Below are 13,973 nucleotides of genomic sequence, written 5' to 3'. Positions count from 1 at the left end.
GGCATAGCCGATTATTAACTATATTTGGCGCACTATGGCACTTTGCTTAGAAACAGAACAACTGGAAACCGTCCAGCGCATCCTCTCCCTCCACTTCGAGGGGCTGGAAGTCTGGGCATACGGCCCCCGCCTCACGGGGGTTGACTTGACTCCCGAAACGGAACTCGACCTCGCGGTTATCGCCGAGAGGCCCCTTTCCTTCGAGGCCATGACTGCCGTGGAGAAGGCGTTCGCCGAAAGCGGGCTCCCCTTCCGGGTCGATGTCATCGACTGGGTCAAGCTTCCGGAATCCATGCAGAAACAGATCAAGAAAGAGCACGACGTGGTTCAGGCTGCCGCCGAGGACTAGCGCGGTAAGGTTACGATGAATCGTCTAATTCCATTTTTCCTGGTGGCATCCCTCTGTGCGTCGGCTTTCGCGCAGGGCGAAGTCGCGAAGGCCAAGGCGCTTGTCGGCGAGGGCAAGTGCGCCGAAGCCGTTCCTCTCCTCCAGAAAGTTTCGAAGTCCAGCTTCCGCAAGCACGAGGGCGCCCAGGCGTCCGTCATCCTCACGGAATGCTACCTGCGCGAACACAAGCGCCCCGAAGCCCTCAATCTCGCGTCGAGGTTCCTCGAATACCACGTGTCCTCGGAATACCGCGAGCGCATGGAACTCGCCCGTGCTATCGTGCTTATCGAGCAGGGCTCCGTCTACGACGGTGTCGAGGCCATGCTCCGTATCCTCGCCTATTCCAAGAATCCGGCCGCCCGTAGCCACACCAAGGATGTCGCCATCCAGACACTTGCGGCAAGCCTCCTGAATGCCGACCAGCTGCAGGCGCTCCTCGAAAAGTATCCGGTGGACAAGGACGTGGTGGGCTGGATGCAGCTCCAGATTGGCCGCGAGTGCCAGAACGCGAAGCGCTACCGTGCCGCCCGCTACTGGTACAAGAAGGTCGTGAACGGCGGTGTTGCCGAAAACCTCAGCTCTACGGCCCAGCAGGGTCTCGAATCGCTGGACGGTCTCGGTGCCGGCCAGCCGACGGTGCTCGTGCTCGCCCCGCTTTCGGGTGACTTTGCGGAATTCGGTGCCGCCGCCGTGCAGGGCGTCTACCTTGCCCACGAGAAGGCCGGCCTCCAGGGGAAGGTCCGCATCCGGATCGCCGATACCCATGCCGATGCGGGCATCGCGCTCATGCGTACGCAGCAGGCCGTGAACCAGGACAGCATTGTCGCCGTCATCGGCCCCATCATGAGCGCTCCGGCGGCGACTGTCGCCGCATGGCTCGGCAGCAACTTCCAGAATATCCCGATGCTTACCCCGACGGCTACCGACGACGGCATCGCGAAGATGGGTCCGAACATCTTCCAGGTGAACGTCACTATGGACAACCTCGCCCAGAAGATTGCCGACTTTGCGACCAAGTGTCTCGACATCCGCGAGTTCGCCGTCCTAAGCCCGCTGGGCGATTATGGGTCGGCCATGTCCCAGAGCTTTACCCGCGCTGTCGAACGTCGTGGCGGAAGCGTCGTCGCCTTCGGCAGCTACGAGGAAGGGCGCCCTGATTACGCGACCGAGTTCAAGCTGTTGCGCGATGTCCGCTACAAGCAGGAAAACCGCCGCAGGAATATTGCGAGAGGCGCCTCCGACCTCGATGCCGTGAATGCGAACGAGCGTCGCAGGTACCTGGCCGATTCGACGATGAGTATTCCCGGCGTGTTCATCCCGTCGACAAACCCTGGCGATGCGGGCCTCATGGTGGGCCAGGTGGCCTACAACAAGATCAAGGGGACCATGCTCGGGACGTCCGGCTGGTATGGCCGAGAGCTCCTGATCCAGGGCAAGCATCTCGTGGACAGCACCTACTTCAGCGTGCCGGGGCTCGACCTTTCGAGCAACAAGGAAGCCTACGACAAGTTTGCCAAGGCGTTCGAGGAAAAGTGGGGCGCCGCCCCTGCCGAGGACAAGGTGAGCGGGCTCAGCTACGATGCCGCGAAGATCGTGTTCTCCGGTATTTCGAATAACGTCGAGAGCCTCACCAAGTATATCAATAATGCAGGATCCTTCGAAAGCGTCTATGGCGATATCAAGTTCGTGCGCGGCATGAACACCAACACCAAGGTGGTGACGGTCCGCAAGAGCAAGTTCTACGTGATGAACGGCTGCAACCTTCCCGCAGAGGCGCTCCCTTCCGACAAGAAGGAAGAGAAGAAGGACGACAAGAAGAAATAAATTAGCTGCTGACCGCATGCGCTTGCGTATGCGCGAGGCAGACTCGATTGCCGAAGTTTTTTTTAATTACCCTGCGTCGGCGTATTCGTCGTCGAAATCGAAGTTTGTTCCTGCGATGCTCGCCGCCACGAATTCGGCGGATTCCCCGCTGCGGTAATACGAGTAGAGGCTCGCGTCGTCGATGACGGAGTCGAGGGTGAAGCGGCTGACGGTGCTGAGCTCTTCCCTGATGCGGTCCTTGAAGGTCTGGAAGCCGGTGTGGAAGAGGCGGAAGGAGATGGCGGATGTTTTATGGATGAGTCTCATAATTGCCTCCATTCGATTTCGCAATTATTAATTCACGTTTCGTACCGGTCTCGTCCCCTTGTCCGACAGTTGGTGGCACGAATGTTGAAAGCTTGTGAAATTCCTGTTTTTATTATAGATTTTGATTGCGCCCCCGGACCACTCCCGCCGTTTTAATACGATTATCGTAAGATTCGCCCCGTGGCAGAAACTGCCTGTGAAACCCCATGGCGTAACGGGCTGCTGCCGGAGGTAATCTGTTGAATGTCAATAAATTACACTTTCCGTGGAATCTGCGCATGGCGCGCATTGGGCTCCGGCTCCCGCATATTCCACATTGGAATGCGATTTTTGTATCTTTGGCGTGTTATGTCCTTGCGTCCGTTGCTTGTAGCCGCTTTCCTTGCGGTATCCGCCTTTGCCGATGGCCTCTCACTTTCGCTCCCCGCTCCGCTCATGGAACTTGCGGAGAAGGCGACCGAGCGTTCCATGGCCCTGGATTACGATGGCGCCCTCTCGCTTGCGGGACAGGTGCGCGCGAAGGATGCGGGAGTCGGCTGTGTTCTCGAGAACGTGGTGCTTGTGAGCCGCTACGACGACCTGGGCGATACGCTTTCGCTACAGCGTGCGGGCGCGAACCTCGAGAAATGTTCGTCGTCGGGCCTGTGGGAGGCGCTTCGCAAGTTCGAGATTGGCTACGTGCAGAACGAGACGGGACATTCCGTGAAGGGCGCCATGACGACGCGTTCGGCCGCAAAGCTTTTCGAGGAATCCGCGGAGCTCGAAGCTCGCGCGTTCTACGCCATCTACGCCTACTACGTGGACAAGAGTTTCAGCTGGGTCCCCTTCAAGTCTGACCGCCGCGGCGAATACCTCGCCGTTCTCGATTCCGCGTCGTCATCCTCGAAGCGGTTCTGGCCGTTGTTCCTCACCTCGCTCGTGTGGATGTATTACGACAAGGGCGATTTCAACGCGGGGCTCAAGCTTTCGCTACGCGGGCTTTCCAAGGCGCCGAACCATCCGGTGCTCCTGCAGGTCAAGGCCGACATGCTCTACAAGCTCCGCCGCTACAAGGAAGCCGCCGCCATCTACGAGAAGAGCGCCGCGGATTACAGGTCGCGGACGGGCAAGTCCATCCGCTACTGGTGCGCCGTGATGAACCTCGTACGCATCTATGCCGACCAGGGCGACAGGCAGAAGATGGATGCGTGGCGCAAGGAACTTTCGGATCCGGATTTCGCAAAGTGGCGCGGCTGGATGCCCGCCTCGCTGGTCGACGATCTCGAGTCGCGCGACCTGCTCTAATGTAAAAAATGGCGCGTAAATAACTTTTTACGGCTTGTTTCGGGGGGTATCTCCGTTTTTAGGAATAGAAACCCTAAAAATGGAGAAAATACATGACGCGCAAGAGGCCGTTCCGTCCTTTTTTCTTTGTCGATGGATATACCCTCAAGAAGGTGAACGAGTTCTACAGGTTCTACCATCCTTTCCATTCGCGTATCGATTTCCGTTCGCTCAAGAACTGGGCGCGCCGCGAGGCCGTGCGCCTGTTTTCGCCGCAGGAGAGCTACGCGCTGATGGAATGCCACTATTACCATCCTTACAAGGATCCGGGACGGTGCGCCAAGAGTTACGGGATGCTGTCGTTTATGCGTGAACTCCGGCACGTGGGGTTCCAGGTGCATTTCAACGAGCGCGTGATGGACGGCCTCGGGCCGAACATGGGGCTTTTCAACGACGCCCTTCTCTTTGCGGACTACGGCAGGATGGATGCCGCCGTGCTGCTCAGTACGCAGGGGGAGTTCGCGCAGCTGCCCGACCGCCTGCAGATGAGGGGCATCCCCACGCTGCTCCTGGGCTGGAATTTTTCGTATCCGAAGGATGACCGCATCGTCCGCTGGAAGACGGATTCCGGGCTCATGGAAACGAGCACCTACTACGTGACGATGGACCGGGTGGCGGAACGGAACGCTCCCTATTATGCGGCTCCGGGATGCCTGTTCGGTAGCCGTGTGATTGTGCCATAAAAAAGCCCCGCGGATTGCGGGACTTTAGTTTGTTTGTAAAATCGTGCTCGGGGGATTAGAGCTTGTCTGCCTGCTTGCGTTCCCAGTCGCTCATGAACGTCCAGGTGAGGCGGAGACCGACAAACCAGGTGTCGCCGCAGTTGTCGGTGTCGTAGGCGTAGTTCGTGAGTCTCTTGCCTTCGACTTCGAGCTCGTTATAGTCGATGTAGCGGTAGCCGCCGTAGATGCCGATGCCGAAGGGGCCGAATTCCAGGCGGAACTCGAGTTCGGCGGCAAGGGAGAGCGCCATGGTGCTGTAGTAGCGGTCGCGCATCTTTACCACGTTGGAACTGGACTGGTCCTTGATGTCGAAGATGGAGGCCATGTGGAAATTGATGAGGTTGAAGCCGAAGCCGACCGAGGGAATCAGGTTGATGAAGGTGTTCTCGCCGAAGAGCTTCCAGCCGAACATCCAGTCGGCGCCGTAGGTGAACCACTTGACGTCGAACAGGGGCATTTTCGCGCTGTTGCCGCTTTCGGAAGAGACGGTGTAGGTGTCGGAGGACTTCTCGGAAATCTGGGTCGGCATGAAGTTGATGTTGAACCAGGTGAGGAACTGCTTGTACTGGGCGCCGATGTTCACGTGCAGCCCGATGTACCAGTCGTCGAATTGCGGATACGAGAACGTGCCGGAGAAGTGTTCCGTCGTGGTGGCCGAGTCGTTGGCCTTGAGCTCGTGGCCGTCGTTCCAGAAGGCTGTCGAGTTCACGTATTTCTGGAATGCGTCCAGCATGCCGCGGTAGTCACCGCCGATGGAGATGAATCCACGGATGTGGTCCTTTTCGTAGAAACCGGTTTCGGCATCTGCGAATGCGCTTGTTGAAAATGTAAGGGCGCACAGGAGGGCGACCAAGTAAACTATCTTTGTCTTCATACAAGACTCCTAAAAAGGAAATTCCGAGTTATAAAATACATTATCTTTGGCGAATGTGCAGGGAAAATTTTCATAAGATGTTAAAAATCAACGATTTACGTGCATTTTTTTGCTCGTTCCTGGGGTGCCGGTTGGGCTTCCCCCGTTTTTTTTGCCTCGGACTTCTGGTTTTGAGCGCCGCGCTCGCGGGTTGTGGGACCGGCGAACGTGATGGCGATCGGGGTGCTGCCGAAGGCGATGCCCAGGCGGCACCGGTTCCGCAGCCGAGGCCCCTGCCGCAGGCCTGCGCGGAGGCTCCGGAGTACTTCAACTCGATGAGCCGCCTGTTGCGGATGGGAAGGCTCTGCGGCGTCGACGTGACGGAAATCCGTGCCATTGTCGGTCGCGACACCGTCGTGAAGCGTTTCGTGATGCTCGATTCCGCCGAGGCCGCGGGCGACGGTTCCGACTTGCACAGGCGCCGTTTCCCCGTGGGGTGGACGGACGCGACCGTCTTGCGGCTGCCTATCCGTAAGGTGGTGGCCCTCTCCTCGACGCATATCGGTTACCTTGTCCGCCTTGGCGCTGCCGACCGCATTGTGGCTGTGGGCGAAGGCGACTATGTTGCGGATAGCGCCCTGTATGCCCGCGTGGCTTCCGGTGCGGTGGCCGAGGTCGGGAACGGCCCCTCGATTTCGCTCGAGAAGGTGGTGGCGCTTGAACCCGACCTGGTGATGACTTTTGCTACGGGCGGCAGCAACGACGACTACGAGAGGCTCGGTGCCCTCGGGCTCCCGCTGATGCTCACTTCCGAATGGCAGGAGTCCGATCCGGTGGCCAAGGCGGAATGGATTAACTTGTTCGTCAAGCTCTTTGACCTGGACGACCGCAGCAAATCGGGACTTTCGCTCTTTGGCGATATCCGCGTGGGCTACCTCATGGAGACTTTCGAGATAATGCAGTTCCTGGGACGGATGGGGGATGTCAAGGTATCGCCCGATACGCTTCCCGCATCGAGGAAGAAGGCCGCGAAGGCTCCGGGAGCGAAGCGCTGCGTGCGCGTGCTTGCGGGCATGGCTTACGGCGGCGTGTGGCATGCCCCGGGCGCGGACAGCTACACGGCGCGGCTCATCAGGGACGCGGGCGGCTGCTACCTGTGGGATTCCGAGGCGGGCAGCGAATTGCGCCTCCCGCTCGAGAAGGTGCTTGCCGTCGCGGACAGCGCCGACGTGTGGGTGAACCCCGGGATGTTCTCCTCGCCCAAGGAGATGCTCGCTGCCGAACCCCGGATCAAGAAGATCCGAGCGTTCAGGAACAGGAAGGTGTTCCAGAACGACGCCCGCAGGGGGCCGGGCGGCGGCAATGACTTCTTCGAAAGCGCCCCGACGCGCCCGGTGGAGCTCCTGTGGAACATGGCGAGGTGCTTTTACCCCGACATTCCGGCCCCAAAGAACATAAATTCGGTGGACACCACTTACAAGTGGTATAGAAATATTTATAATTTTTGATTATGATGAAGACTCCTACAGGTATTGGCGGTTGGATTGCTTCCAGCTACGAGGCGCGGGTTCCGTTCTTGCAGCAGGTGCCGCGTGAATGTGCCGACTTTTTACTTTTGAATGCCCAGATTCGCGAATATGACGCTGGCGAAATCATTATCCAGGGCGGCGTGGAAGGACAGTCCTTCTGCGTGATGCAGAGCGGGCGCGCCGAGGTGTGCGGCCAGATTCTGCCCGATGGGCACTACAGCGTGCTCGCCTACATCGAGAGCGGCGCATGCTTCGCCGAGATGTCCATCCTCTGCAACGAGCTTACGAGCAATACGATTATCGCGGCCGAGGACGGCTGCACGGTGCTCCACATCCCGAAGGCCGAATTCGTGAAGTTCCTCGACAAGAACCCGAACATCATGGTGTTTTTGTACAAGGTGGTGTGCGACAGCCTCCGCGCGAAGAACAAGGCGTTCGACGAGTTCCAGCGCCTCTCGCTCCTTGCATCGGGCAAGGTGCTCCCGTTTATCGATTTCGCGCAGACCATGGAAAAGAGCCGCATCACGGGTACGGTGATTTGTGAATCCGGACAGGGCAAGGGCTTTGTCGCGTTCCAGGACGGCCGCATCTGCTGTGCCAAGTGCGGCAAACTGGCAGGGCCGGATGCGCTTGAGGAAATCCTTGCGTGGGGCGACGACTCCATGTACAAGCTCGATACGCACCTGATGCCCGAGACGACGAACATCAACCAGATGGCCGATACCACGAGCCTTATCCTGGATGCTCTCAGAAATATTGATGAAAAACAAGGTGCCCGTAAATAGGGCAAAACAAAATGCCCGACTCTAGGGCAAAGGAAAAAAGATGAATTACGCAGACGCAGGAGTTTCTCTGGCCAGGGCCGACGAGGCGATGGTCGGTGTCAAGAAATCCGTACGTACTACATTCAACCAGGGCGTTCTGGGCGACGTCGGCAATTTCGGCGGCCTCTTCACGCTCAATCACCTCGGTATGAAGGACCCTGTCCTTGTGAGTTCCGTCGACGGCGTGGGCACGAAGCTCAAGGTCGATATCGAGATGGGCACGCACGAACTGCCGGGCCAGGACATCGTGAACCACTGCTGCGACGATATCCTCGTGCAGGGTGCACGTCCGCTGTTCTTCTTGGACTACGTGGCTACCGGCCGCCTGGAACCGGGCGTTATGGACAAGCTTGTTGCCGGTATGGCCAAGGCCTGCCGCGAGAACGACCTCGTGCTCATCGGCGGCGAGACTGCCGAAATGCCGGGCTTCTACGGTCCGGGCGACTATGACATCTCCGGCACCATCGTGGGTGTCGTGGAACGCGAAAACATCATTGACGGCAAGAAGATCAAGCCGGGTACCATCATCCTCGGTCTGCCTTCTACCGGTTTGCATACAAACGGCTATTCGCTCGCCCGCAAGGTGCTCTTCGACGTGGCGGGCTACAAGGTCGACACCATGGTCGACGGCATGGACAAGTCCATCGGCGAAGCGCTCGCGATGCCGCACAGGAGCTACTACCCGAGCCTCATCGACCTCTGCAACAAGAAGATTATCCAGGGCCTCGCCCATATCACGGGTTCGGGCTACCAGGGCAACATCCCGCGTATCCTCCCGGACAACGTCGACGTAATCATCGACCGCACCACGTGGGATCCGCCGATGATCTTCAAGCTCATCCAGCAGGCAGGCTCCGTGGAGAAGGACGAGATGTACAATACCTTCAACATGGGTATGGGCATGCTCATCTTCATCGACCCGGCAGACAAGGCCGAAGTCGTTGCACACCTTGAAGCCAAGGGCGAGAAGTGGACGCAGATCGGTGAAGTCGTTGCCGGCACCAAGCAGGTGAAGTTCCGCGACTAATCGCGCTTCTGCATCGTCGCTCTCACGATTCTAAATCGTCACCCTCGATATTTTATATCGTCACCCTCGCGAAGGCGAGGGTCTTTTTTTGTGGCGAAAAGTCGCGCAAATGTGTGAGTTGTGACACGTTCGGGCACAGTTTGGGAACATTAATATGTTCCAAATAACTTTTTTTCGTGCATGAGCGGTGCCATAAATATATTTTTAAAGTCAAAAGTGAAAAGGAGACCTATGAAAAAGAAGGTTTTGAACGTTGTGGTGGCGATGGGTGTCGCCGCTGTTTTTTCGGCATGTGGTGACGACCCTGCAGGCCCGGCTCCCGGCCCGACATCTTCGACTTCGAACGACCCGTGCGCAAATGTCACGGTTCTTTCCGATGCATGGCTTTTCAATGCGGACAAGGCTTACTTGATTTATCCGGACGGCAGGGTGACCGATGCTGCCGGGAATGTCGTCGCGCAGTTTGTCGATGGCAATGTCGTTGGCGTTGACGGTGGGCAGATTGCTACGGGTGTCGATGTCGGTGCGCTCCAGGTTTGCCAGGTGCAGCCGGTCGGTTCCAGCGCGGCCGCTGTCGACCCGAACTCCAGCACAGGAGCCATTGATCCGAACTCGAGCGACGCCATGCTCCCCGGTTCCAGTGCGGGAATGGTCGACCCGAATTCGAGCGCTGCCGTGAATCCCGGTTCTAGCGCGTCCGTGGATCCTGAGTCGAGTGCGGAAGTGGTCCCCGAAAGCTCGAGCAGCGTCAAGAATTCTGGCAACCCCGAAGAGGATATCAAGAACTATCCCGTGCCCACGCTCAAGAACATTCTCGGTAACGGTACCAGCGGCTGGAATACCCGCTACTGGGATGCCTGCAAGCCCCACTGCTCCCAGACGAGTACCGATGGCGCAGAAGGCAAGCCTGTAATCAATTCTCAGGCAGAATATGAGGCTAGCCACTACACGGCACGTGTCTGCAATATTCACGATATTGAAATTCCGACCTTCACTTACAGCAAGGGCCTGGAACGTTACTGGATCGGTTTCCAGAATACTCCTAACGCATGCGACGAAGCCCAGCCTGCAACGGGCGGCGGCTTTACTTGCACCGACATGGCTCCGGTGGCTGTGAACGACACGTTGGCATACGCCTTCGTTGCCGGCAGTGCCTCGACAACCTCTTGCGGTAAGTGCTTCCACTTGCAGTATGACGGTTCCTTCAAGGATGCCAGCGGAAGCAATGCACCCAAGGAAACCCACAAGGCGCTCAAGGGCAAGCACATCATCGTCATGGCGTCCAATATCGGTCACGACGTGAAGCCTGGCCAGTTCGACCTCATGGTACCGGGCGGTGGTCCGGGCATCTTCAATGCGCTCAACCTCATGATCGACCGCAACGATATTGAATGGGGTGCCCAGTACGGTGGTTTCTTGACATACTGCCAGCAGAAACTCGGCTATGACAAGGGCCTCACGGATTATCAGTCCTGCGTTACGGAAATGTGTAATGCGGCCTTCGGTGATTCCAAGTACCCGAACCTGCTCCGCGGTTGCCTCTGGTTCTCCAATTGGTACATGGCTGCCGACAATCCGACCTACCAGTGGGAAGAAGTCGAATGCCCGCAGTACTTGCTTGACAAGTATTCTACGACCATCAGCACTTCCATCGAGACCAAGATCCTGTTCCAGTCCGACTGGTCCAAGTACAAGGGCGGAGACTTTATCACTACGGATGCCTGCAGCAAGACCCCGAATGCACAGGGCGAATACTGCAATCCGGAACAGTTGGCTGCTGACAAGGCCAAGACGTACTAGTCCTTCGCTCCGTAAAGAGGTGCTATGAAACGTAAACTGTTCAAGTCGATAGTTGCGGCCGGTGCGGTCGCCATGGTTTGCGCTTGCGGAGACGATCCGTCGTCTCCGGATAATCAGCAGCCCGGCTTCTCGAGCGCGGTAATCGACCCGACATCCAGCGCGGTTGTCGGCCCGAATTCCAGTGGCTCCGTGAATTTCGGCTCGAGCGGTATGGAGAATCCTGGTTCGTCCGCGAATCCGGATAATCCGCTATCGAGCGGTGCGGTTATTCCGGGTTCCAGTGCCGGAGTGGCTCCTGAAGGTTCCAGCAGTTCCGCAAATACGGAACCGGAACTTGACGCGAACGGTTTCCCGACTCTAGAATCTTACGGCCCTCCTCCGGCCGAATACACTAAGGACATCAGCGCTACGGCAAAACGCGGTTGGAATACCCGTTACTGGGACGCCTGCAAGCCGCACTGTTCCTGGCTTAAGGAAAGTTCGAGCGACAAGACTCGTGCCGATACTTCTTCTGACGAGGCGTACCTTGCCGAATTTGCCACTGCGCGCAACTGCAACATTCACGATGTCGAAGTCCCTACCTTTACCGTGGGTAACGTGTCAAAGGCTTGGCGCAGTTACGAAGGTACAAGAAGCGCCTGCGGCGACGAAAAGGAAAAGGGCGTGTTCACCTGCACCGACATGGCGCCGATTGCCGTGAACGATACTCTTTCCTATGCATACGTTGCGGGCACTGCCGATAGCAAGTGTGGCAAGTGTTATCACTTGCAGTACGATGGCCACTTCGCGAACGAGATGGAAAACAACCCGCCCAGGGAAACCCATAAGGCGCTTAAGGGCAAGCACATGATCGTGATGGCCTCTAACATCGGTATGGATGTGGCGGGCGGCAATCCGAATTTGCCTGCAGGCCAGTTCGACTTGATGGTGCCGGGTGGCGGCGTGGGTGCCTTTGACGCGCTCTCTACCCAGGTGAACAAGGGTGTCGGTTTTAACTGGGGCGCAGGCTTTGGCGGGTTCCTGACCGAATGCCAGAACAAATTCGGTTACGACGCGACCCTCGCTGTATACCAGACGTGCGTGAAGGATATGTGCGACGCTGCTTTCGCTGACGCCGGCCTCCCGAACCTGTTGCGCGGTTGCCACTGGTTTGCTGACTGGTACATGGCTGCGGACAATCCGACCTACTACATCGAGGAAGTTGAATGCCCGCAGTACTTGATCGACCATTACATGACCCGATACAACACTTCTTTGGAAAACAACTACAGGAAGGTTGAGGACTGGTCCACTTTCAAGAAAGGCGATGTGCTTGACACACTCCATTGCTGGAAGGCGGGCGAGGCTCCCCCGGAAGAGGGCTGGGTAAATCCGAGCGCCGGTTGCGAAATTCCGTAAACCTGAAAAATTCTGGATAAAGTCCCGTGCGTGCGCGGGGCTTTCTGTATTCTATCCTTGTTTTTTACCGGATTATCACTAATTGTAAATTAAGTTATTGGCAAATGGATTCTTTGACTTTATATTACGGAACATGAGAGTGTTGAAAGCTGTTGTTTGTGTATTGCTTGCCTTGAGCCTCGTGGGTTGCGCCATGAGCAGGAACCCGAACCCCATGATTCGTTATGGGGTGAATACTGGTGCTGCTTTGGCGGGTCCGGGCCTTGTCGCCTTGTGCGTGGGCGGGGCCGTGGCGGAAGAAACTGGTTCGGATTCAGAATGGGGTGAGCTTGCCTTTTGGGGAATTGCTGCCGCTGCCGGCGGTTTTGTTGTGGGCGCCGTATTGGGCGGGACGGTAGGCTTTTTCAAGTGGATGTTTAACGGGTTTAAAGACGACAATGTTGATTCGGCTTACGACTTGCCAGAAGAAATCATGCCGCCTGCTGAGTGACGTGCTCGACACGCTCCATTGCTGGAAGGCGGGCGCGGGGCTTTTTTGCGACGGATTTTCTATCTTTGTCTCCGGATTTTTTATGACCTTTGAGGAGTAGGACTATGGCATCGGAAAATGCGATTATCGAGCGTGCTGAAATGTATCTGCGGAAACTTTCTTGCGGAGTGAATCCGCTGACGGACGAGATATTGCCCGAAGGAGATTCCTGCCGCCAGGAGCGCATCTGCAAGTGCCTTGCCTACGTCGCCTCCCTGTTGCAGCAGCGCCTGAACCACGACGAGGTGGCCCCGGTGCAGGAGCTTCCGCGCAAGCAGCAGGTACCGCGTGCGCAAAAGCAGATGCCTTCGCTGAAGGAACTCGCCATCGATTCCGAGATGCTTTCGCATTACCGCTTTTTCGACTACCCTGTTTCTATCTCGCGCGTGGTGCGTAACGTGAACGAACTGCTGCCGAAGGGCATGAATACGCTTGCCTATGCCGACGTGGCGAACTTCCTGGTACAGGAGGGAATCCTTTCGCGCCAGGAGACGGAAAACGGCAAGGAAGCGAACCTGCCGACGGCCCTCGGCGAAAGCTACGGCTTCGAGAAGGGTGAATCCGAACTCCGCGGACACCACAACATCTACACGCAGTGCTGGCAGCGCGCGCAGCAGTTTATCCTCGACAATATCCAGAAGTGTGTCGCTATCGCGAACGAACGCATCGCCCGTATGGGGGATGCTCCCGTGAAGGAACGCCCCGCCCGCAGGGAAAAGCAGAAGTTCCATCTGGATGGTGAACAGCTCGCGAAATATCCCGCCGACGAGACTGCCGTTCCCGTGAGCGAGATTGCGCGGCGCCTCAATGCGCTCCTGGAACCGGAAGGGGACATCGCGAAGATATACTACAAGACGATCCGTGACTGGTATGTGTCGGAAGGCTACCTTGAATTCAGGAACAACAGCGATGGGAAACCCGCATTCCTCCCGACCGAGAAGGGCTCCGTGGCGGGGCTCCTCGTGGAATCGAGGACGGCATACAATGGTGAAATCTACGACGTGGTCATGTACGACCAGCCGGCCCAGAGGCTCTTCCTGGATTACCTGAGTCGCGCGGGCGGCTCTATGGAATTAGCCGTAGAGGAAGCCGAGGGTGACGGCCACGGCGGTTAACAGCACAATCTGCCTTACGATGTGAAGCTCGTGGGAATTCATGGGCATAAAATACAAAGTTGACCTCCAAAAGGCCAACTCCGTAAGCAATGAATAATTTTCGGGGTGCGGAAGTGTGATTTTCCGCATGTTTTTTGCGTTTTTTAGGAATTCGGAACTTGTCGGGGCCCGAGCTTCACCTTCTGAGCGTGTTTTCCCTGCCCTTCGTGCTTGTTTTCGAAGGCGTCGTAGTACTGGGCGCTGAACCCGTGCTGGTTGGAACCGTTCTTGTGCCAACCTGCCGGGCACAGGAGCGCCGCTAACGCGGATATGGCCCGGAAAAATTTCATGGAGAC

The 13,973-nt window shown here is 57.3% G+C and carries 14 protein-coding genes; 11 read left to right on the top strand and 3 right to left on the bottom strand.

What is annotated here, in order from left to right:
- Positions 1–34: 34 nt before the first annotated feature.
- Entirely contained in the window at positions 35–349 is a 315-nt protein-coding gene (locus B4B27_RS01355) for a nucleotidyltransferase domain-containing protein (protein WP_173366768.1), read from the top strand.
- 42 nt (positions 350–391) lie between these two features.
- A complete protein-coding gene (locus B4B27_RS01350; protein WP_290722918.1) occupies positions 392–2,212 on the top strand; it encodes a penicillin-binding protein activator in 1,821 nt (606 codons plus the stop codon).
- Between the two features lie 66 nt (positions 2,213–2,278).
- On the opposite strand, the gene B4B27_RS01345 is transcribed toward B4B27_RS01350, so the two are convergent.
- Complete coding sequence (locus tag B4B27_RS01345; protein WP_290722913.1) at positions 2,279–2,518, bottom strand: hypothetical protein; 240 nt, start codon at positions 2,516–2,518, stop codon at positions 2,279–2,281.
- A gap of 348 nt (positions 2,519–2,866) precedes the next feature.
- Between B4B27_RS01345 and B4B27_RS01340 the strand changes: the two genes are divergently transcribed.
- Together B4B27_RS01340 and B4B27_RS01335 are read left to right on the top strand one after the other, a co-directional pair.
- Positions 2,867–3,802, top strand: a complete 936-nt coding sequence (locus B4B27_RS01340; RefSeq protein WP_290722911.1) for a tetratricopeptide repeat protein — start codon at positions 2,867–2,869, stop codon at positions 3,800–3,802.
- Between the two features lie 92 nt (positions 3,803–3,894).
- Positions 3,895–4,524, top strand: coding sequence for an NYN domain-containing protein (locus B4B27_RS01335; protein WP_173366771.1), 630 nt, complete (start codon positions 3,895–3,897; stop codon positions 4,522–4,524).
- A 55-nt stretch (positions 4,525–4,579) separates the two neighbouring features.
- Here the strand turns inward: B4B27_RS01335 and B4B27_RS01330 are convergent, their stop codons facing one another.
- Positions 4,580–5,437 carry a hypothetical protein gene (locus B4B27_RS01330; protein ID WP_290722907.1) on the bottom strand — a complete coding sequence of 286 codons (858 nt, stop codon included), beginning with the start codon at positions 5,435–5,437 and terminating at the stop codon, positions 4,580–4,582.
- Positions 5,438–5,607: 170 nt separating this feature from the next.
- Here B4B27_RS01330 and B4B27_RS01325 point away from each other — a divergent pair, with 170 nt between their 5' ends.
- The 7 genes from B4B27_RS01325 to B4B27_RS01295 all read left to right on the top strand — a co-directional run bounded on the left by B4B27_RS01325 (position 5,608) and on the right by B4B27_RS01295 (position 13,638).
- Positions 5,608–6,924 carry an ABC transporter substrate-binding protein gene (locus B4B27_RS01325; protein WP_290722905.1) on the top strand — a complete coding sequence of 439 codons (1,317 nt, stop codon included), beginning with the start codon at positions 5,608–5,610 and terminating at the stop codon, positions 6,922–6,924.
- A 2-nt stretch (positions 6,925–6,926) separates the two neighbouring features.
- Complete coding sequence (locus B4B27_RS01320; RefSeq protein WP_290722903.1) at positions 6,927–7,730, top strand: cyclic nucleotide-binding domain-containing protein; 804 nt, start codon at positions 6,927–6,929, stop codon at positions 7,728–7,730.
- Between the two features lie 40 nt (positions 7,731–7,770).
- A complete protein-coding gene (purM, locus tag B4B27_RS01315) occupies positions 7,771–8,796 on the top strand; it encodes a phosphoribosylformylglycinamidine cyclo-ligase (RefSeq protein ID WP_173381712.1) in 1,026 nt (341 codons plus the stop codon).
- Positions 8,797–9,027: 231 nt separating this feature from the next.
- Positions 9,028–10,596 carry a glycosyl hydrolase family 5 gene (locus B4B27_RS01310; protein ID WP_290722900.1) on the top strand — a complete coding sequence of 523 codons (1,569 nt, stop codon included), beginning with the start codon at positions 9,028–9,030 and terminating at the stop codon, positions 10,594–10,596.
- 24 nt (positions 10,597–10,620) lie between these two features.
- Positions 10,621–11,994, top strand: coding sequence for a glycosyl hydrolase family 5 (locus tag B4B27_RS01305; RefSeq protein ID WP_290722897.1), 1,374 nt, complete (start codon positions 10,621–10,623; stop codon positions 11,992–11,994).
- Positions 11,995–12,127: 133 nt separating this feature from the next.
- Positions 12,128–12,484, top strand: coding sequence for a hypothetical protein (locus B4B27_RS01300; RefSeq protein ID WP_173381710.1), 357 nt, complete (start codon positions 12,128–12,130; stop codon positions 12,482–12,484).
- Between the two features lie 104 nt (positions 12,485–12,588).
- Positions 12,589–13,638 carry a hypothetical protein gene (locus B4B27_RS01295; protein WP_290722892.1) on the top strand — a complete coding sequence of 350 codons (1,050 nt, stop codon included), beginning with the start codon at positions 12,589–12,591 and terminating at the stop codon, positions 13,636–13,638.
- Positions 13,639–13,781: 143 nt separating this feature from the next.
- Here B4B27_RS01295 and B4B27_RS01290 read toward each other — a convergent pair whose 3' ends face one another.
- The gene (locus tag B4B27_RS01290) at positions 13,782–13,967 is read right to left on the bottom strand and encodes a hypothetical protein (protein ID WP_290722890.1); all 186 of its coding nucleotides are present in this window, start codon (positions 13,965–13,967) and stop codon (positions 13,782–13,784) included.
- Positions 13,968–13,973 lie beyond the last annotated feature (6 nt).

This window comes from Fibrobacter sp. UBA2449, from assembly GCF_002342555.1.
Classification (GTDB): domain Bacteria; phylum Fibrobacterota; class Fibrobacteria; order Fibrobacterales; family Fibrobacteraceae; genus Fibrobacter.
The sequence above is the reverse complement of the archived record's forward strand: the minus strand, read 5'-3'. Positions and strand labels throughout refer to the sequence as shown.

Coding starts and splice junctions, on each gene's coding strand:
- B4B27_RS01290 (WP_290722890.1), bottom strand. CDS start 13,967: ATGAAATTTTTCCGGGCCATATCCGCGTTAGCGGCGCTCCTGTGCCCG.
- B4B27_RS01295 (WP_290722892.1), top strand. CDS start 12,589: ATGGCATCGGAAAATGCGATTATCGAGCGTGCTGAAATGTATCTGCGG.
- B4B27_RS01335 (WP_173366771.1), top strand. CDS start 3,895: ATGACGCGCAAGAGGCCGTTCCGTCCTTTTTTCTTTGTCGATGGATAT.
- B4B27_RS01330 (WP_290722907.1), bottom strand. CDS start 5,437: ATGAAGACAAAGATAGTTTACTTGGTCGCCCTCCTGTGCGCCCTTACA.
- B4B27_RS01355 (WP_173366768.1), top strand. CDS start 35: ATGGCACTTTGCTTAGAAACAGAACAACTGGAAACCGTCCAGCGCATC.
- B4B27_RS01305 (WP_290722897.1), top strand. CDS start 10,621: ATGAAACGTAAACTGTTCAAGTCGATAGTTGCGGCCGGTGCGGTCGCC.
- B4B27_RS01310 (WP_290722900.1), top strand. CDS start 9,028: ATGAAAAAGAAGGTTTTGAACGTTGTGGTGGCGATGGGTGTCGCCGCT.
- B4B27_RS01320 (WP_290722903.1), top strand. CDS start 6,927: ATGATGAAGACTCCTACAGGTATTGGCGGTTGGATTGCTTCCAGCTAC.
- B4B27_RS01345 (WP_290722913.1), bottom strand. CDS start 2,518: ATGAGACTCATCCATAAAACATCCGCCATCTCCTTCCGCCTCTTCCAC.
- B4B27_RS01300 (WP_173381710.1), top strand. CDS start 12,128: ATGAGAGTGTTGAAAGCTGTTGTTTGTGTATTGCTTGCCTTGAGCCTC.
- B4B27_RS01340 (WP_290722911.1), top strand. CDS start 2,867: ATGTCCTTGCGTCCGTTGCTTGTAGCCGCTTTCCTTGCGGTATCCGCC.
- purM (WP_173381712.1), top strand. CDS start 7,771: ATGAATTACGCAGACGCAGGAGTTTCTCTGGCCAGGGCCGACGAGGCG.